The organism is Paenibacillus sp. FSL R10-2796 (assembly GCF_037965315.1).
In the GTDB taxonomy this organism is placed as follows: Bacteria; Bacillota; Bacilli; order Paenibacillales; family Paenibacillaceae; genus Paenibacillus_AQ; species Paenibacillus_AQ odorifer.
The window spans coordinates 302,283-321,746 of record NZ_CP150178.1; the positions used below are offsets into that span (position 1 = coordinate 302,283).

Consider the following 19,464-nt stretch of genomic DNA (forward strand, 5'->3'; position numbering starts at 1 on the left):
CCTGTTGTGTTATTTGGATAAACCACTTACCTCAGGCTGAGCGTTAATTTTATTTTTGAGTTTGTATCGATACTTTTTGAGATGTTCCCATGTATAGAGGAAGACTTCCCGTTCCATTAAAGAGCCGATTACAAAATATACAGGCAAGATCACTAGTCCTAGAAGTACACCCCAGATCATAAGCCCCAGATAGGAATGGATCGGGATGTCGATGGCAGTTGTGATGAGAATAATGCCTACAAAAACTACTGCATTCGTAAGCCATCTTCTAAAAGTGACCCATGGACTGCGGTCCAGCAAATGTTTGCTGGCATAAATCACAATATCTATGGAGCGGTATAGGAGGGCAACTATCGTTCCCATCAGTACACCGTAAATTCCCATGAAGATTACGAAGACAACAGAAGCCACCAGATTAATGGCGGATTCCAGAATGGAACGGTTTTGTGTTTTTTTGAAATGTCCAGCGATGGTAATCACATTATTGGAAGACGTTCTGGCATTGGTTAATAATTTGATGACTACGAACAAGACCGGCAGCCACATATCAATGTAATTCACGTCGTTTACCCCAGCGGTATACAATTTCATAAAGGGTAAAATCAAAATGTAAGCCACCGTTAGAATCGAGAAGATAAGCCCCATAAAATACACTTCGTAAGCATCATAAAATTTAATAAATGCTTCTTTACTCTCATGGTAGCTTTGCCCGAGGGCAGCCTTCACACTTCCGTTTATGGTCTGGACGATATTATCCACGATCGTAAAAATCATATTGTACATAACATAGATACTGACGATTTTTAGATTCGTAAAGATGGTTAATATAAGTACGTCCGTATTTCTAAACACCAAATAGGAGATTTCATGGACTAATACGGAATTCTTTTGACCAATGGCTTCATAGTCTGGTTTGAGATTCAGGTTGATCCACTTGTAATTCTTATTCATATAAATATAGAAAGCGATGATTTGAAGTAAAGTTAAGATAAAATAGGAAGCTTGAACCGCAATAATGTCCACACCTTGCAGTAATAACAGAATCCGGATCAGGCTGTTCATAATATTAGCCACAGTGACAATGGAAGTCTCTACATAGCTTTTTCCCTCCGCAGCGAGCAGAACCTTGAATTTCCCCTGAAAATAATAATTGATTGCTCCGCCCATCCCCGTAAGCAAAATAATGACCATAATCGATAATTTATCGATCTCAGATGAGATCACTAGCGGGTACACGATGGCGAGTAGCAGTACGGCGAAGAAATAGTAAATGCCTGTTTTTTTATAATAGCTGGAGGTGGCAGCCAGAATAGAGTTGATATTGTTTTTATTATCCGAAGCTACCGGCTTGTAAAGTGCTTGGATCGAGGCCGCCCCAACACCTGCTTCCAGCAGCGCCAAATAACTAATAATCTGCACAATCGAAGCGATCAACCCATTGGCCTCAGAGCCATAGTTGACCATTATCAGTCTGGGTATAAAAAAACCGAGGATAATCGTGATGAGTTGACTTCCCAGTCCAAAGGATAAGTTAAGAATGCTCCGCTTGGCTTTCATAACGAATCCCCCTTTCGTAAAGCGGTAAATACGTATCTAGATGCTCGAAATGTCTTTCGGCTTGTTTTGCTTGCAGTGTGACATCCATAGAGCAGGTGATCATACTTTCAAAAATCTGTGCAGGCTGGACCTGTTCCAGCGTGTTGAAATCGGCATACAGACCTGTGAATCCAACATCTTCCATTACATTGACCATTTTTTTGCTGTAGGCTACAGGGAATACCGGTTTATTAAATACCCAGCCCAGAATCATTGCATGGAATCTTGAAGCCACAATAGAACTGGCATTAGCTAACACGGACAACACTTCTTCCATGTTCGTTTTATATAAATGCACTTGAATAGCATCCTTGTAGGAGGGACCGATAAGGCGCTGAATCTCTTCAATCGCCAGTTGATCGCCTTCGTGTTCGCAAAATGACATGAAATGAACCGCGTAACCTTTTTCAATGAAATAAATTGCGAGTTCTTTCATTTTTTCATAATAGAGGTTGTCAAAACCGTTCAGACCTTTCGCAGAAGGTTTAATAACGGATAAGACGATGTAATCCTCCGGTTCGTTTGGAATATCTGGCGGGTCTAGCTGAAAAATAATATCTGGGGCTAAGCGGACATTATCCAGATCCTTAAATAAATCATAAGAGTACTGTTCTCTGAAACATATATCTGTATAATCCTTGAAAATCCGCTTGTGCTCATCATAGTATTCTTGATTTGTAAAAGGGCCAAAATTAGATCCTAACAGATAGTAAGGCTTATTTTGATTACGAATGACTTCTGCATTCTTGAAATGCTCTGCCCAGTGGTCTGCTTCCATGAAAATTGAGCCGCCGATATGAACGACGCCATCTGAGTGATCTGCCAGATATTTGTGAGCCACATTATGTATCTTTAGCTTCCTGCAAATATAGCCAATGCCTCTTAGAAGAAGGGAATCGGAAGGATACACTTTGAGGTTAGGGAGCTCTTTGAAACATTGTTTATAGAGGCGTGGTGCGCAAATTCTGAATTTGGTATCCGGATATCTTTCGCACAGCACCTTAATGAATAGATCATCGCCCAGATTAAATTCGGTATAGGCGTATATCAGCATCTTTTTCATATTCTAGATTCCTTTCGGGTTCCGTTCCCTTTAAGTAGGTTGCGCTTGAACCGGGATAAGCCTCTCTCCACAGAGATGAATCTGTGATATAGAAGCGGGGAGATTAAAAATGTTCTGATATAAAGGGTTAATCTGCGATTATCTCCTCTATAACGTCTTATGAGTTCATCCATTTCTTGATTGAGCTTGGGATAGGTATGGTTGATGTCACGAAGTAATTCCTGAATGCTTACCCCTTCCGTACCATTTAGACAGGTTTTGAGGTTGAAAAAGTAGTTCTCGATCAGCTCCCGGTTCATTAACAAAGGTGAGATCGTATCTAGTTCAGCAAAGGGATAGGTTTTGAAATATTCATCCACTCTTTTGAAAGCATCCACTACATCGAATTTATTCACGTTATAGCTGTTGGAGATGGAGGAGTTTCTCTGTAAATAAAATGATAGTATATCCGGGATTGAGATGACTCTGGCCGCTCTGGACAAGGCTTTGTAGATGAACTCTTGATCCTCTCCATTCACACAGCGTTCTGTATAACCTAACCCGTGGAGAAGTAAGAATTCTCGCTTATAAGCGATACTCCCTGTCCATATTCGCAAGCTTTTGTACACGAAAATCCGCGCCAGTGCTTCGCTTCCCGTCACGTCGCTGAAATCAGAGGTACAGCTTAATAGAGTTTCTCTGCCTTCTGAGACATGATTATAACCCCAGCAAATAATCTCGGGTTGTTCATCTTGAGTATAAGAATGAATGGTTGAGACCAAGTCTGCGGAGACATAATCATCTCCATCGACAAAAAGAACATAATTACCTGTGGCTTCAGCTAATCCCCTATTTCTAGCCGCGCTTACTCCATGATTCTCCGTTCGAATGACTTTACAGAAAAGGGCGGGATTACGCGAAAGAATCTTTTCTATAACGTTGTAAGTGTTATCCGTAGAACCATCATCTACGATGATGACTTCGAAATGCGGATCGCTTTGGTCAAGCAGTGAATTAAACATAGGGGTTATATACTGCTCTATATTGTATACCGGGATCACAAGGCTTAGATTCATGGGCTCGCTCCTTTCCTGTGGAAAACTGGATGATAAGCTATCTTAAGCTTACCCCTCGTATGAAAAGATTGTATATACTACTTTAGTTTACTTATTGCTGGCTCTACTCGTTGTAGCATCATGTGAATAATAGTTATTACAATATGTAAAATGAAAATATTATGGTTTGGTTTAACATAGATAGAAAGCCAACAAAATGCTCGAAGCGGAGGGATCTGGGATGCAGCTGCAAAAAATATTCGTGAACGGTGAGAGACTGAAGAATACAATCGAGGCATTTGCCGATTATGGGCGTACAGATAAAAATGGCGTGACCCGATTATCGCTGACGGAAGAGGATCTTAAAGTTCGGGATTATTTTCGTGCCTGTTGTGAAGAGCTCGGAATGTCTGTGAAGATGGATGATATGGGGACGATGTATGCCACACTGGCAGGCGAAACTTCCGGGCCTCCGATTGTGATTGGCTCGCATATGGATACTGTGAAAAAAGGGGGCAGATTCGATGGCGTCCTGGGGGTTATCGCGGGTCTAGAGGTGGTGCGGACGCTTGTAGATTACGGGATTAAGCCGAAGGTTCCGGTGACGATTATGAATTTTACGAATGAAGAGGGGGCACGTTTTGAGCCATCGATGATGGCCTCTGGTGTGTTGTCCGGAAAGTTTGATAAAAGTGTTATGTTGAACAAAAAAGATCCAGCAGGCATCACCTTTGGTGAAGCGCTGGAGAAGAGTGGATATAAGGGAGAAATGAGCAATCGTATCACCGAAGCCACCGCTTATTTGGAGCTTCATATCGAGCAAGGGCCTGTTCTTGAAAAAGAGGAGCTGACGATTGGGCTGGTTGACTGTGTAGTTGGTATGGCCTGTTACGAGATTGAGGTGACGGGAGAATCCGATCATGCGGGCACAACCCCTATGGCGATGCGCAAAGATGCTTTGTTTGCTGCCACAGATATGATTATTGAGCTGCGGAGCAAGCTGGGGGCGCTCGATTCCGAGCTTGTGTATACCATGGGCAGAATGAATGTGCTTCCTAATATCCATACCGTCATTCCCAATAAAGTGATTTTCACCATTGAAGCCAGACATAAAGAGATGGAGATTGTGCGTGAAGTGGAAGCCATTATCAACGGTTTGCCAGAGCAACTGCTGGATTGTGAAGTAAGCAAGACTAAGCTTTGGGGCCGAGATACGGTGTGGTTTGATCAGAATGTGTGTGATTTGGTGGAGCAAGCGGCTCAAACCTTGGGTTATTCCAGTCGAAAGATCGCAAGTGGTGCAGGGCATGACGCACAATTCGTAGCCAGCTTTCTGCCATCCGCAATGGTGTTCGTGCCTAGCGTGAAGGGTAAAAGCCATTGTGAAGAGGAACTAACCTCTTATGAAGACTGCGAAAAAGGGGTAAATGTAGTGTTAGAAACAGTGATGTTGTTATTATCAAGATAGGTAATGTCACTTAATATAACATAATGCGATAAGGTAGTCGCTTTAATTTCATACAAAATCGTCAAAAAGGCACTCTATAGGGTGTCTTTTTTTATGAGATAATAAAGATGGTTGTGTTGAGTACCAAAATGGTTAAAGATTAATGGGCAGTTAAGTCTGATCCTTTGTGTAAAAACACAATCATGGTAGATAATATTTTAATTTTTTAACAAAATGGGAATGCTAATCATATGTTATCATTCTTTACATAAGGGATCTACATTAGATGGGAGAGATGAATGATGATTATCGGAGTACCTAAAGAAATTAAAAACAATGAAAATCGTGTTGCCATAACCCCTGCGGGTGTAGTTAGTTTAATTACTGAAGGTCATCAAGTGCTCGTAGAAGCTGGAGCCGGTGTGGGCAGCGGATTTCCTAACGAAGAGTATGTCTCTGCCGGAGCACAATTGATTGAGGATGCAGCAAAGGTCTGGAGCTCTGCTGAAATGGTGATGAAGGTAAAAGAACCATTAGCAACTGAGTACCCCTATTTCCGTCCAGGCCTTATTCTATTTACGTATCTTCATCTTGCTCCAGAGCCTGCCTTGGCTGCTGCGCTAAAAGACAAAGGCGTCTTTGCGATCGGATATGAGACGGTTGTTCATGGACGCACCTTGCCGCTGTTAACACCGATGAGCGAAGTAGCTGGCCGGATGTCCGTCCAATTGGGCGCGCAGTTCCTGCAAAAGAACTACGGCGGACAAGGTATTCTTCTTTCCGGAGTTCCTGGCGTTAGTCGAGGTAAAGTGAGTATCATTGGCGGCGGTGTAGTAGGTACTAATGCAGCTAAGATGGCTATTGGTTTAGGCGCAGATGTTACGATAGTTGACCTCAGTGCGGAGAGACTACGTCAATTAGATGATATTTTTGGAGCACAGATTAATACGTTGATCTCTAACCCTTATAATATTGCCAAAGCAGTGGCTGAAGCGGATCTGCTGGTAGGTGCCGTGTTAATTCCGGGTGCTAAAGCACCGAAGCTGGTTACTGAAGAAATGGTCAAGACCATGAAGCCGGGATCAGTGATCGTTGACGTGGCCATTGACCAAGGTGGTATTGTAGAAACCATCGACAGAGTGACGACACATGATAATCCCGTGTTTGTGAAACACGGCGTGCTGCATTATTCCGTGGCTAATATGCCAGGCGCTGTTCCTAAGACCTCAACTATTGCCTTAACAAATGTTACAGTTCCATATGCCCTGCAAATTGCCAATAAAGGTGTGATCAAGGCGATTCAGGATAATGACGGCTTAAGAAGCGGCGTGAATGTAGCCAATGGCAGAATCACCTGCCAAGCTGTTGCCGAAGCGTTGGGTGAGACACCTTATTCGGTTGAGCAAGCCATGGAGCAGACATTCACATTGATCTAAAATAGACACGTTCCATAATGGAATGAGCCAAACAGCAAGCTCTCTGCGGGGAGCTTGCTGTTTGGCGTTTCTTGCGGTGGAGACCGGGTGGAAGTTGGTCAGTACGATGTTAAAGTAAATAGATTGTGTTTCAGAGTAATTAGATACAGTAGTTGTTTGCTCGTGTGGTGTGATGGTGGATAGATTACGTAGTGAAGTTGGATGGATCGGGTGAAAGCTTTGATGGAGATTTCCGGGGGTTATTCCCTAAAAACCACTTATAACATTTGGTAATCACCAACAACTATTAAACCTTCCCAAATACCCCGACAAAACTCCCCACAAAACTCTCAACAAAACCCCCACCAAACATCCCCGTCCCAAACACCTTCCTCACCTAGCCGATCTCGTCCCTCACCTACACCAGCTATTTATCTTATAGTCAGCTAGGGGGATGCATACTATAATGAAATCACTCTAGAGTACAGGATTTGGTTATTCTTCAGGTGGGAGTGAAGCTAGTGACAGATAAGGATCCATTATTTGATCGTTTCTTCGACAGTATGGAATCATTGGCAGATGCGATAAGTGAATCGCTCCAGTCTCAAGTTACCATTGAGGACAGCAATCATCATGTGATTGGCTACAGCTCGCATGAATTTGAGAGTGACTCCGCGCGGATTTCAACGATTATCGGGAAGCGTGTACCTAACGCTGTGATTATTGGCTTGCGCAAAAAAGGGATTATGCAGCAGCTGGAGAGCGCGGCACATCCCATTCGAATTCCTGCAGTGCTGGAGGTGGGACTTGGTCCCCGGCTGGCCATTTGTATTAAACATCAAAAGGAAATTCTCGGGTACATATGGGTAGTAGATACAGGCAACCTGGTAGAAGGGCATGCCGAAAATATCGTTGAGAAGGCGGCAGGTATCGTAGGCCGTTATTTACTTAAGCAGCGAGGTTGGAAAACGAAGCAGGACAAAACGCATGAGGACTTTTTCTGGAAGCTGATTACCTCCCACTACGACAACGAAGCAAATATTAAAAAGGATGCGGAATTTTGGTCCATTCTTTTGCCGGAAAAATATTATATTAGCGTGTTTGAAAGTGACAAGGTAATCGATGATCATTTAATACTCCGGTTTCGGCAGGTTATGGCATCTTATTCCGGACTGCAATTACTATTTCTGACGGCTGAGCATAATCGGCTGATTATTTTGTTTTCCTTCAGCTTTGTGATCGAGGGGGCGGGTGGATTATCTTCATTCCTGCATAAAACAATGGAGGATATGTATAAGAGTGAAGGCTGCACACTGGCTGCTGGCTGTAGTCTCGATTACACTGAATATATGTCCGCGGCTATTGCCTATTGGGAAGCGGTGTCCATTGTGGAGATCAAAAAGCTGCTGCCTTTTCATGGGCGGGAGCTGCTATTGTACGAGGAGATTGGATTTTGGGCATATATACCGGCTATTATGGAGCAAAAGCGCAGTCGAATTCGTAAAAGCCCGTTGCTATATCCGCTAAAAGAACATGATCGCGAGCATAAAAGTGATTTTCTCAAAACCATCGCTGTCTATTTATCATTAAGCGGCAATTTAAAGGAATCCGCGGCTTTTTTACATATACACACTAATACATTGCTTTATAGATTAAACCGAATTGCAGAGATTACGGGCAAAAGCTTGAAGGATACGGGTTATCGCACTTCTATTTTCCTGGATATTTTGACGGAAGAGACACGGCAGCTTAACCAGTGGTTCGTGGATGCCAGGGAATCATGAGAATTAAGCACCAACCCGGTAACGAACACGTACAATAACCTATATTTAGAACCTATTACATTGGAGGGACTAAGCATGGTGAAGGAAGTTCGTTCACCCGATGCCCTTGACTTTGAGCGCAAAATGAGAGATAGCATCGTGGAATCGGCTGAAGCTTTAAATGAAAGTGGAGTGGATTTTGCAACATTTGATGATTCCCGCTGCAATCCGCAGTTTTGGACACGTACAGAGATTGGTGGGCTTCAACTGAACGCTGGCGTGGAACCCACAGTGGGGATTAAAGATATTTTTCGGAATGGTCATTTATATGCCTTTGAATGCGCGACAGCCATGGTCATTGTTATGTATCGGGCGACGATTGAAGCTATAGGTGAGGAAGCGTTTAATCAGTATTTCAAGGATTTGTTCTTATGGGACTGGAATTACGATGAGAATCTACGCTTAATTACAAACTACAACAAGGAACTAACGCAGCGGGGAGACGTTGTATATTTCAAGAATCCCGATCATGCTCCGAGCAAGCCAGAATGGCAGGGCGAGAATGCAATTAAACTCGAAAATGATCTGTTTTACGGCCATGGCATAGGGATTACTACTGGAGAGATCATCATAGACTCTCTGAATCAGGAAAGAGTATATGGGAGTGATATCTCGGCCTATTTAACGGATGAATCGGTGCATCCAGACTTTAATTACTTACAGCGGTTATCTGCAGGAACGGTTTTACCGGCAGCCAACAATAGAAGCTTCCGATACACTGTATGTTCAAGGATAGGCTCTAGAAACTATATTTATAAGATCTAGCGTCTGCCTATTTTATACTTACTGAGCAATGCAAAGAGGGGGCTCTTTTGTATTGTTCATTTTTTATTCACAAAGGAAAGGGATAGAGCTTCAGATAACTCTGAAAACTCTATCCCTCTTTTTTAATTAAGGATTACCACGTCGTTTCTAATTTGTTATAGCTCAATAAAATCGTTGCGGAATTTCTCAAAATCAGATTTTCTGCATTCCAGCTCAAGGCGTGTGCCTGTTTCTTCATAGCTAGTAGATTGAACATGGGCATGTTCATTGAAATAAGAGACTACATTACCCCGATCAAATGGAACCAGAATCTCACACTGGACATAGTCCGTAAAAACATGGCTGCGGATCAGAGCGGTAAGTTCAGCCATTCCGCTATTTTGCTTGGCGGAAAGGTAGACATTGTCACCTTCAATTTGCGGGTAAGGCAAATCAGTCAGATCAGCTTTATTATAGGCATAAATCGTTGGAAGCTGGTCAGCGCCAAGTGCTTTGAGCGTCTCATCTGTAACCGCCATATGCTGTTGATGCTGCGGATCGGAAATATCGACTACGTGAATCAATAAGTCCGCTTCGGTAACCTCTTCAAGAGTGGAGCGGAACGCTTTGACCAGATGATGGGGAAGCTGGCTGACGAATCCGACAGTATCTGTTAATAAAAAGGTTTTGTGATCAGGCAGCTCAATGCTGCGAACCGATGTCTCTAGTGTAGCGAACAGCATATCCTTGGCGAATACTTGTTTATGGGAACCCGGATGGTAAGTCTCTACCATGACATTCATTAAGCTGGATTTTCCGGTGTTCGTATAGCCTACCAGGCAGACGACGGGAACTTCATTTTTATGCCGTTGTTTCCGCTGGATTTGGCGTCTTGCTACTTGTTGTTGCAGTTCAACCTGTAAAGCAGTAATCCGCTCTTCAATTCTTCTGCGGTCCAGCTCTAGCTTGGTTTCACCAGCACCTCTGTTTTTAAGTCCAGCTCCGCCACCTTGTCTGCCCAGCGACTCACGAAGACCTGTGAGGCGCGGCAGCATATATTGCAGCTTGGCTACTTCAACTTGCAGCTGGGCTTCCTTGGTCTTCGCTCTTTCCGCAAAAATATTCAAGATCAGAATGGTCCGGTCAATGACCTGACGGTCCAGTGCGGACTCCAAATTGCGGATCTGTGAAGGTGACAGTTCGTCGTTAAAAATAACAATAGGAGCATCGTGTGCTTCTAAAAGTGCCGATAATTCCTCGATTTTACCTGTCCCGATATAATGGGAGGGGTTAATTCGACTTGCCTTTTGACTAAGCTCTCCTACGACTTCAAGGTCACAGGCAACTGCCAGATTGCTCAGCTCTTCCATCGAATAGGCGAAATTCGTTTCGTTCTGAAGCTGGACACCGACTATAATTGCTTTTTCTCGTATTTGTTCCATATATTTATTCATCCTCCAATAGTAAATAATAAACGCAAAAAAACACAGGCAATCTGCCTGTGCTTACGGTTCGTTAGAGGACGTCAGAGTTAGGGCCTTCCATAGGTAGAATGAATTAAACAACAGTCCAGTCGCAGGGAAGAGTCACTTTGATCCCTTGCGAGCAGCAGTTGGCTAATCGGCTTCTATGGATGTTCAATTCTTAAAGGAATGGAGGTGAAGAGAATCCTCCCTACACGCTGTTGTTAAATTATCGGGTTACCTTTAAAAATGGGTAGACCAATCCTGAGTCCTCTGCACATGGGCAGAGCTTTAGCGCTATTCAATTAGCCGCGCAAAGTTCTAACTCGGATAAAGTCTATCACACGTAACCCTCCGTTCATAAAAGTTAAGTCGAGTTTACCACATTCGTTATTTAGTGGCAAATTTCAATTTATGCTCTGGAACATCTCTTGTATTTTAATTACACCCAATAATTCTAAACAATGTTTACATATCATATATGAATTGATATATAGGAGGTGTGATGACATTGCCTGTTCTGTCCACAAACACCATTATTAATTTACCAGTCGACGGTACTCGGCCAATAGATCAAGTAGTGATCAAAGTTGTCAACAATGGATCGGCTGGCGCGTTTTGTTATATTACGGGCTTATCCAATAGTGTCAGTCCCCAGGCCATTTTTGTTGAAGAGTTATTTGAGCTGCAATATCAGGAGACCTTAAGCAAGACCTATGTCATGGTAGAGGATTTATTCCAATTTAATTTTGTATATTCACAGGAGCAGATGAAGATTCAGGTTTTCCTTGTTGATGCGGACGGTGTATGGACGGCCGTTGATCTTGAAGTGTTTCAAGTGAGCCGAATAACTTCGGAAATACGTGATAACGTGACCGTTACATCGACTGACTTTGCAGCAATCAGCTTCATGAGGCGTCCTGGCTTTGCTATTCCACAAGGTCTTGCGGCTGAGATTCGACCGGCAGCTTTAGATGTTATGTCCAAAAGACCTGTGCGATATATGGTCGTTGCAGGCGGGACCCTTGATGGGGCCTTCGAGAATTATCCTACACCGACTACAAATATTCCTGTCACGGACACGGCGCTGCTAGTGAACTATACCTGCACTACGGTCACGGGTGGAAAAGTTATTATGCAAGGTACAGGATCAGGGATTTCTGGGGCGTATGCGAATCTGGCGGTCAATTTACTTAATGAGCGACTCTCATACGAGTTCCATGATGAACCTGTCACATTGGTGGTAAACTCCCTCTCGGGCGGGGACGATCTCGCAGTTACCTTTAAAATGTCCGAGCAATGGTAATTATTCTTGTGAAAAAGGAACATTCGCATTTACGCGAATGTTCCTTTTTGCTAGTCATTTAAGTCACGACGCAAGGTGAAGAGATCTTTCAGAGCCTCTGTGGACAGCTCGGTAATCCAGCCTTCCGAGCTGGAGATCACATTATCGCTGAGCTGCTGTTTATTCTCCAGCATCTCATCAATCCGTTCTTCGAGTGTGCCCAGGGCGATGAATTTATGCACCTGCACATCACGAGTCTGGCCCATGCGGTAAGCGCGGTCAGTTGCTTGATTCTCCACCGCTGGATTCCACCAGCGGTCGAAGTGGAATACGTGATTGGCTGCAGTTAAGTTCAGGCCAACTCCCCCAGCTTTGAGTGAAAGGATGAATACATTCGGCTGATCAGACGGCGATGTGTCTGGGCGTGTAGACCCATCTTCCGCCGAAGGGGCTGGTGTCTGAAACCGCTCGATCATGCGGTCGCGCGCCTGTTTGGAGGTACTTCCGTTCAAATAAAGGACGGGTTCGCCCAGCTCCTGCTGGAGAACCGCCTGAAGCATTTTTCCCATACCCACATATTGAGTAAAAATCAGGCAGCGCTCGTCTTCCGCGCGCAGCTCCTTAACCATGTCCAGCAGTCTTTCCAGTTTGGAGGAACGGTTAATAAGAAAGCTGGTATCCAGTTTATTGTCCGTATCAAGTTCAGGGATAGCTTCTTTTGTCACAAGCATCGGGTGATCGCATAGCTGCTTAAGCCCGGTCAGAGCCCCGAGAATTGCCCCTTTGCGCTCAATGCCTTCCAGCTTCTTCATCCGTTCCAACAGTCCGTTTACGGTTTGATCGTAAAGCGCCGCTTGTTCGGCTGTCAGATGAACATAGGTTTTCATTTCATTTTTATCAGGTAGATCGAGCTGTATATTAGAGTCTTTTTTCTTGCGGCGCAGCATGAAGGGTTTTACTAGATTTTGTAGGTCCGCTGTACGTTTCGCGTCGCGTTCCTTCTCAATAGCATTCGTGAATCGGTCATTAAAAGACTTGGCGCTGCCCAGATAACCTGGGGTTATAAAATCATAAATGGACCACAGCTCGGATAATCTGTTCTCTATCGGCGTCCCTGTTAAGGCGACCCGGTGAAGAGCTGGAAAACTACGTACAGCTGCGGATTGTTTGGTTTGGGCATTTTTGATATTTTGAGCTTCATCCAGGCAGATCGTCGCCCAAGTGAATTCCTTCAGCAGCTCTTGGTCAAGCGCAGCAGTCGCATAAGAGGTCAGTACCACATCGGCTTGCGAAGCTGCGCCATAGAAGAATCCCGCGTCCAGACGGCGGCTTCCGTAATGAAGCATAACATTCAACGAAGGCGCGAAGCGTTGCAGCTCCTTCTGCCAATTGCCTAACACAGAGGTCGGGCAGATGATCAATGAAGGCCAGCCTGGTGGGTCGGTCTGCCGCCGGGCTGAGCTTGCATCCGTGTTTTCTTGGATGTGTAGCAGATAGGCGATGAGCTGTACTGTTTTGCCTAGTCCCATATCATCGGCTAGACAGGCCCCCAGCCCAAAGCGGCGCAGAAAGGTCAGCCAAGCGAATCCTTCATGCTGATAGGTGCGCAGCTCCGCCTTAAGGCCTGTGGGTACGGGCGGCTTAGGCCATTCTGAGCGCTGGCCCAGCTGACCGATAAGGCTGATCAAATGCTCGTTCAGCTCTACCTCCAGACGCAGACGCGCGGCATCTTCTTGCAGCTGCTCTTCCGTAGCTTCAGCGTCTGCCTCTTCACCAGCTCCTAGTAAGTGGAGCTGAAGCACGTCTTGGAAGGACAAGCCTTGCGACTTGTCCATTCCCGCCATGGCTCTTTGGATTTGCGCCAGCAGAGCCGGATCGAGTGAGACCCATTTGCCCTTGAAGCGGACGAGCCGTTCCCCTCTTGCGACCAGCTCGGCAAATTCGGCTTCAGTGAGATCCGCATCGCCGATGGAGATTCGCCAATCGAAATCGATGATCGAATCGAGACCGAACAGCGACTCGCCGCCGCTGCGTTTGTCTTCGCCGGAGCTGATCTTCGCTCGCAGGCGCGGCTTTTTCCGGCTGGCGGCTTCCCACCACGCCGGCAGCAGCACTTGCCAGCCTGCTTCCAGCAGCCGCTGGCTCTCGGCCGTCAAGAACCGCCAGGCGATGGCATCGCTCAGCGGTTCGGCCAGCACATCGCCGCCCGCCGCGAAGCGCTCGGGCGGCAGACTGCCGCGGAGGCGCTCCAGCCATCCCGCGGCCCGTTCATGCACGTGAGCCGACCACGCGGTCGGCCACAAGCCGTACGGCTCGCCGTTATCGGCGAGCCTGATGGGAACAAGCGCGGATTCATCGCGCTTGTCCTGAAGGATCAGCTGCAGCCGCCAATAGGATTCATCCTCATCGGGCTCCAGCAGCTGTAGAGCGGGCCGGAAAGGCGCGGTGTCCGCCTTCCAGCCAATGGCGATAAGCCACGCAGCGGTATCCATGCCCGCTGCAAGTGCTCCGCTTCTATCGAAGAGAAGCGGAAATTCGCTGCGGAGGTCGCCGGCCTCGGCCTCCGTGCTGTAATAGCGCTGCGATACGGCGGCAGAGAACGCCGCACGTAATCCACGGCTAAATTCGCTGCCGCCATTTAGCGCCTCAAGGGCTCCCTTAGCAGTGTCACTGTCCACTGCCACCTGCGCAAGAGCCCCCTCGTCCCAAGTCCATTGCAGCCTCCCGGCGCGGTAGGCGGAGATGTCGGGAATATACTGTTTGTGCTCCAGACATACAGCCAGAAGTGGCGCCAATTCTGTGAGGTGGGCGGCATCGCCCTCCCAGCTCCATTCGATATGCGCCAAAAGCTTCTGCTCGGCAAAGAAGGGGATGACCTGCTCAGCAGGAAGAATCACTAGCTCCACGCCTTCGCCAGCTGGCTGCACGGTTAACTCCGTACCATAAAAAGACGCCTCATGCCAGGCGAAAAGCCGCTGCTTAAGCTGCAAGCCCGGCACGAGATCTTCGCGCTCATTCATTCCAAATATTAAAGCATCGCCATACTGGCTTAATGCAAGCCGGATGGTTAGCGTGCGTAAATGCATGTTCATGGTATTAGCTTTCCTTTCCGAAGCTCCTCTTGCAGCGCACGGAGCCTGCTATGCCTAATGGCGAAGGCAGTGAGGAACTCTTCCCAGCGTTCTTCTTGTTTCAGCTTTTTATACAGCTTGGATAATCGTTTCAATAATTTCACAGCCGCTTTGTAGCTATGTCTGTTCTTATCCAGCACGAATCTTTCGGCGGCCTGATGGTAAAAGGGCAGCAGAACCTCAGGTGCATTCTTTTCCACCGGTTGGAGGTCTTTGACACGAAATTCGGAGGGCTGTTTACCGATGGACAGCTGATAATCCATCCAGGTCTGCCATTTCTCATAGGTGATTAGCTTCTCTTCATAGACTTCGCCAGAGATAGGTAACATGGTGGCTAGTGTATCCCACATTTGTGGCTCAGCTTCAGGCAGGTGGCGAACAGCTTCTTCCCAACTGGTTGAATAGCTATTGAGATTATAGAGTCTGCTGCTCAGCAGTGGACCGATCTGAACAAGCCAATCCACCAACCGGGACCAGTCCCCTGCATCCAGCAGCGGAGAGGTGAAGCTCATGAGCTCATCGGGATGGAGACCCGGGCGCTCGGCAGCCTTATTCAGTAAGTCCCAAGCCTTCTGGTCATCCATCAGATAGTAATACATGCGGCTCTGAGCTAACAGCCACGCATGTTGTGACAGGGAAGCGCCTAATTCACCTTCTGCTTGCTGCAGCTGTTCGATTTCATTCAGGTAAAGCTTAGTTCCACCTGTATTCGGATAAATCCAGTTTCTCCACAGCAGATCATAGCTAAGAGAAAAAGAGGGTTGATCCCGTGAGCGATCCCGCGACTCCGTCAACATCTCGCGCCGTAGATAAGATAAAGTATCGATGACGTATGGCCATAGATCCTGCTCTTGCTCGGGGGACAGCGGAAGTGTCTTTTTTAAAAGACCTGTGATTACTTCCTGTAGCTCTGAGACTGCTACCTGTGTGTAATAACCAAGAGAAGGGGCGTAAGCGGCCTGACCGACGGATTGCGTGGAAGGCTTAGCGAGCTTTTCCAACAGATAAAGATGAGCATGCAGAGTGAACAGCTTCTCCGTTTCCGGAAGCATTTTTGGTTTGAATTTATTAATTGCAGACAAGGCCCGACTCACATATTCAGGATTTCGGGTAGTATGGGCTAGAGGGGAGATACAGAATTCAAAATACTCCCGCCACTCCATTATTTTTCCGCTAGCGATGCGGTTGGCCATCTCTTTCATTTGCTGCTGACGAGTTGCATCGGCTCCAATAGAAGTACTTGTTGCTGTACTTGATATTTTAGGCAAAAAGGATGCAGCTTTAGCGTTAGCCAAAACCTGTACAGATCTATTTTGTTGTTCGGCATAATTCAACAGCACGGCAGCCATATGCTTGCAATGACCTGATACTGGACAATTACAATGACAATTGGTGAAGCCGTCGAGATCAATGGTGACGCGGTAATCCTCTCTACCTTCAACTAGAGCGTTAATCTTACGAGGCTCCGTCATAGTAAACGGCTGCACTCGATTTTGTTTATAATATTGGAACCCCCGCTTGAGGGTAAGATCATCGAAATAATAGGCGACATTTTGGATGAGCTTACTCCACTGCGTATCATCCATAGGATAGGTTGGTTGCATACAATTGGTCTCCTGTAACGAAAATGGTCTTTAGTTGTCTTTCATTATATCACTTCTGCTGGCTTCATCTTTAAATCGTTAAATTTTGATAGATCGTAAGAAAACTCTGTTTAAAAGCTGGCGTGAAGATGATTAGAAGCTAATGGCTTGTATTGAACGGAAGGTCTGAACATATAATAATCGTACTGCAAGTTGGATCATGATTATATAGGTGTCATTTACGAAAGATCAAACAAAGGTCAAAATTGGTCAAATAAATAAAAAGAACTAATTTTGTTGTGGAAAATCAGCTAATTCGCCTGAATTTGAGCGATAATCGGCTTAAATCGGTTTTGTTATCCTCGGGTAGGGGACTATAATAAGGTCATAGGTCAAATAAAGTCAAAGTCAATGAGAGGAGAATGGATAATGTTTGATATGGTTCCTTTTGGTAAACGTAGAGATGATGCTTTTGGTGTGCTGGCTAAGTCCTTGAATGATGTTTTTAATGATGATTTTTTTGCACCGATTAAGAGCTCCACGATGTCCTTCAGAACAGATATTCGTGAGAGTGAGCAGGCTTACCTGATTGAAGCTGAACTTCCTGGTTTGAAAAAAGAAGAAATCGACATTGATTATGCCAGTCCTTATTTGACGATTAAAGCGGTACGTAAGGAAGAAAATGCCGAGGAGAACAGTGAACATCAGATTGTACGCAGAGAACGCCGATATGGTGAATATGTGCGCAGATTCTATGTTCAAGATATTGCCGAGGAAGAAATTCGCGCGTCTTTGAAAGATGGAGTGCTGAAGCTGGAAGTTCCCAAACGGCAAAAAATGCAAGGTAAACGCATCGAGATTCAAGACGGAGATTCTAATTCTACGGGTTCGCAGTCTGAATAAGCATAAATTAAGCGGAATGAACTTCCGCTCAGTCTTTTAGAGATGGCAGCGGGCTTTTAATATAGTGTTATGAATAGAAGGCGCATTGTAGTGGAGGATTCCGGCTATGGTGCGTCTTTTCTCGGAGTGCAATGGTGGTCAATATGAGAATAGGGATGGAAAGGAGGAAGCGCGAGTGGCTAGTAAAAGCTATTATGATGCTTTGGGTGTGAGCAAAAAAGCTACTAAACAGGAAATTAAAAAGGCTTATCAGAAGCTTGCCAAGAAGTGGCATCCCGATGTTAACAAAGCCCCTGAGGCAGAGGCGAAATTCAAAGAAGCAGCTGAAGCCTATGAAGTGCTTGGTAATGAGGATAAACGGAAACTCTATGATGAAGAGCTGCTTTATGGAGCTCAACGTGGCAGAGCTAGTGGAGGGGCGGCGAGTGGAGCCTCCTCTTGGGATTCAAACTTTGGTGGAAGTGGAAGCTGGAACGGTGGAACTTATTCAACAGGAGGTTCTGGTATTTCGGAGGAAGATTTATTCGGGATGTTTTTTGGGAATCGGGGCTCGGCGGATCGGGCTGGCTTTGATTTTTTCTCGGGAAGTGGAACGGGGCGTGCGAATGGCAATCCGTGGGGCGAGGCCCGTAGTACCATGCAGGCGCAGCTGGATATTACCTTGGAGCAGGCTTATAAAGGTGCCACTGTAAGAGTACAGGTCAGTGACAAAACGGTGGATGTGAACATTCCGCCTAGATCCTATGAGGGTACAATTATTAAAATCGCGGGAAACACTCCGGGTGGCGACGTGTTGCTGGCACTTCATATTCTTCCTCATGATATTTATGAGATTCGCGATGGCGACTTATATGGCATGGTTGAAATCGCTCCTTGGCAAGCGGTATTGGGTGGAGAAGTGAAGGTTCCATTACCGGGGGGCGGCGCCGTGAAATTGAAGATTCCAGCAGGAATTCAGAGCGGCAAAACGCTACGTATCCCCGGCAAGGGCTTAAAACGTGAGAATGGTGCGAACGGCGATATTTTATTTGGAATTGAGATTGTTATCCCTGAACCTATCAGCGAAGCGGAGAAAAATCTCTACCGAAAGCTGGCAGACTCCAGCCCTTTCGAAGCCAGAGCTAAACGTCAAAGCACTGGCACCCAGCGGCAGAAGGCGAAAGTGGGTAATTAATAGATAGGTAGAAGAGGTAGAGGTGAGGTGATTTCACTCGTTTGTGATCAACTCTGGTTGGTGAATAAGGTGATTTGAATGCTAGTTGCAGAACAGTAACTTATTTAGCCACTAACTATAAATGAACGTTTCGCTCAAACGGTGAAAGTCGGCACTATGGTGGGAAAAGAGTGTCAAAAGAGAGTCAAAAGTGCTTTCGAAAGTGCCTTCGAGAGTGCCAAACTGGGATCGATGGTCGAAAAGAAAGGCAAAAATGCCTTAGAAAGCGCTGAATTAAGCTCGATGGTCGAAAAGAAAGGCAAAAATGCCTTCGAAAGTGCCGAATTAGGCTCGATGTGCGAAAAAAGAAGCAAAAATGCCTTAGAAAGTACTGGCGAGGGCTCATTGGTCGAAAAGAGAGGCAAAAATCCCGTAGAATGCGCTGAATGAGGCTCGATGTGCGAAAAGAGAAGCAAAAGTGCCTTAGAAAGCGCCGAAATTGGCTCGATGTGCGAAAAAAGAAGCAAAAATGCCTTAGAAAGTGCCGAATTGGGCACGATGTGCGAAAAGAGAAGCAAAAGTGCCTTAGAAAGCGCTGAAATAGGCTCGATGTGCGAAAAGAGAAGCAAAAGTGCCTTAGAAAGCGCCGAAATTGGCTCGATGTGCGAAAAAAGAAGCAAAAATGCCTTAGAAAGTGCCGGATGGAGATCGTTGGTCGAAAAGAGAAGCAAAAGTGTCTTCGAAAGTGCCGAATGGGGCTCGTAGGTCGAAAAGAACGGTAAAAATCCCGTAGAATGAGCTCAAACCAGCCAGTTACTCGAAAT

The 19,464-nt window shown here is 45.7% G+C and carries 15 protein-coding genes; 9 read left to right on the forward strand and 6 right to left on the reverse strand.

The annotated features are described in order from the left end of the window. Positions 1-9: 9 nt before the first annotated feature. The 3 genes from NST58_RS01400 to NST58_RS01410 are packed head-to-tail and all read right to left on the reverse strand — an operon-like array spanning position 10 to position 3,714. Positions 10-1,557, reverse strand: coding sequence for a sugar isomerase (locus tag NST58_RS01400; protein ID WP_076126979.1), 1,548 nt, complete (start codon positions 1,555-1,557; stop codon positions 10-12). Then, positions 1,532-2,659 carry a polysaccharide pyruvyl transferase family protein gene (locus tag NST58_RS01405; protein ID WP_076126981.1) on the reverse strand — a complete coding sequence of 376 codons (1,128 nt, stop codon included), beginning with the start codon at positions 2,657-2,659 and terminating at the stop codon, positions 1,532-1,534. Before NST58_RS01405 ends, NST58_RS01400 begins: the two co-directional genes overlap by 26 nt. Beyond that, complete coding sequence (locus NST58_RS01410; protein ID WP_339245773.1) at positions 2,656-3,714, reverse strand: glycosyltransferase family A protein; 1,059 nt, start codon at positions 3,712-3,714, stop codon at positions 2,656-2,658. The genes NST58_RS01405 and NST58_RS01410 overlap by 4 nt, the downstream gene beginning before the upstream one ends. Positions 3,715-3,934: 220 nt before the next feature. Here NST58_RS01410 and NST58_RS01415 point away from each other — a divergent pair, with 220 nt between their 5' ends. The 4 genes from NST58_RS01415 (at position 3,935) to NST58_RS01430 (ending at position 9,143) form a co-directional block, all read left to right on the forward strand. Then, positions 3,935-5,161 (forward strand): Zn-dependent hydrolase, encoded by a 1,227-nt coding sequence (locus tag NST58_RS01415; protein WP_076192557.1) that lies wholly within the window; start codon positions 3,935-3,937, stop codon positions 5,159-5,161. Between the two features lie 281 nt (positions 5,162-5,442). Further along, positions 5,443-6,576, forward strand: a complete 1,134-nt coding sequence (ald, locus tag NST58_RS01420) for an alanine dehydrogenase (protein WP_038568222.1) — start codon at positions 5,443-5,445, stop codon at positions 6,574-6,576. A gap of 500 nt (positions 6,577-7,076) precedes the next feature. Continuing rightward, a complete protein-coding gene (locus NST58_RS01425; protein ID WP_339245775.1) occupies positions 7,077-8,339 on the forward strand; it encodes a helix-turn-helix domain-containing protein in 1,263 nt (420 codons plus the stop codon). A gap of 75 nt (positions 8,340-8,414) precedes the next feature. Continuing rightward, complete coding sequence (locus NST58_RS01430) at positions 8,415-9,143, forward strand: protein-glutamine gamma-glutamyltransferase (RefSeq protein WP_076305114.1); 729 nt, start codon at positions 8,415-8,417, stop codon at positions 9,141-9,143. A 155-nt stretch (positions 9,144-9,298) separates the two neighbouring features. Here the strand turns inward: NST58_RS01430 and hflX are convergent, their stop codons facing one another. Then, positions 9,299-10,564, reverse strand: a complete 1,266-nt coding sequence (gene hflX, locus NST58_RS01435) for a GTPase HflX (protein ID WP_076220524.1) — start codon at positions 10,562-10,564, stop codon at positions 9,299-9,301. Positions 10,565-11,090: 526 nt separating this feature from the next. On the opposite strand from hflX, the gene NST58_RS01440 reads away from it, so the two are divergent. After that, on the forward strand, positions 11,091-11,891 hold the full coding sequence (locus tag NST58_RS01440; RefSeq protein ID WP_076126993.1) for a hypothetical protein: 801 nt from the start codon (positions 11,091-11,093) through the stop codon (positions 11,889-11,891). A gap of 50 nt (positions 11,892-11,941) precedes the next feature. Here NST58_RS01440 and NST58_RS01445 read toward each other — a convergent pair whose 3' ends face one another. Together NST58_RS01445 and NST58_RS01450 are read right to left on the reverse strand one after the other, a co-directional pair. After that, a complete protein-coding gene (locus tag NST58_RS01445; protein WP_339245778.1) occupies positions 11,942-14,962 on the reverse strand; it encodes a DEAD/DEAH box helicase in 3,021 nt (1,006 codons plus the stop codon). Beyond that, a complete protein-coding gene (locus NST58_RS01450; RefSeq protein ID WP_339245780.1) occupies positions 14,959-16,605 on the reverse strand; it encodes an SWIM zinc finger family protein in 1,647 nt (548 codons plus the stop codon). Before NST58_RS01450 ends, NST58_RS01445 begins: the two co-directional genes overlap by 4 nt. A 408-nt stretch (positions 16,606-17,013) precedes the next feature. On the opposite strand from NST58_RS01450, the gene NST58_RS01455 reads away from it, so the two are divergent. The 4 genes from NST58_RS01455 to NST58_RS01470 all read left to right on the forward strand — a co-directional run bounded on the left by NST58_RS01455 (position 17,014) and on the right by NST58_RS01470 (position 19,405). After that, positions 17,014-17,487, forward strand: coding sequence for an Hsp20/alpha crystallin family protein (locus NST58_RS01455; protein ID WP_076220418.1), 474 nt, complete (start codon positions 17,014-17,016; stop codon positions 17,485-17,487). 175 nt (positions 17,488-17,662) lie between these two features. Further along, positions 17,663-18,661: a DnaJ C-terminal domain-containing protein gene (locus NST58_RS01460; protein ID WP_175618984.1), complete on the forward strand. Its 999-nt coding sequence runs from the start codon at positions 17,663-17,665 to the stop codon at positions 18,659-18,661. Positions 18,662-18,817: 156 nt separating this feature from the next. Next, complete coding sequence (locus NST58_RS01465; protein ID WP_339245783.1) at positions 18,818-19,090, forward strand: hypothetical protein; 273 nt, start codon at positions 18,818-18,820, stop codon at positions 19,088-19,090. A 6-nt stretch (positions 19,091-19,096) separates the two neighbouring features. Further along, entirely contained in the window at positions 19,097-19,405 is a 309-nt protein-coding gene (locus tag NST58_RS01470) for a hypothetical protein (protein ID WP_339245786.1), read from the forward strand. Positions 19,406-19,464: the final 59 nt, after the last annotated feature.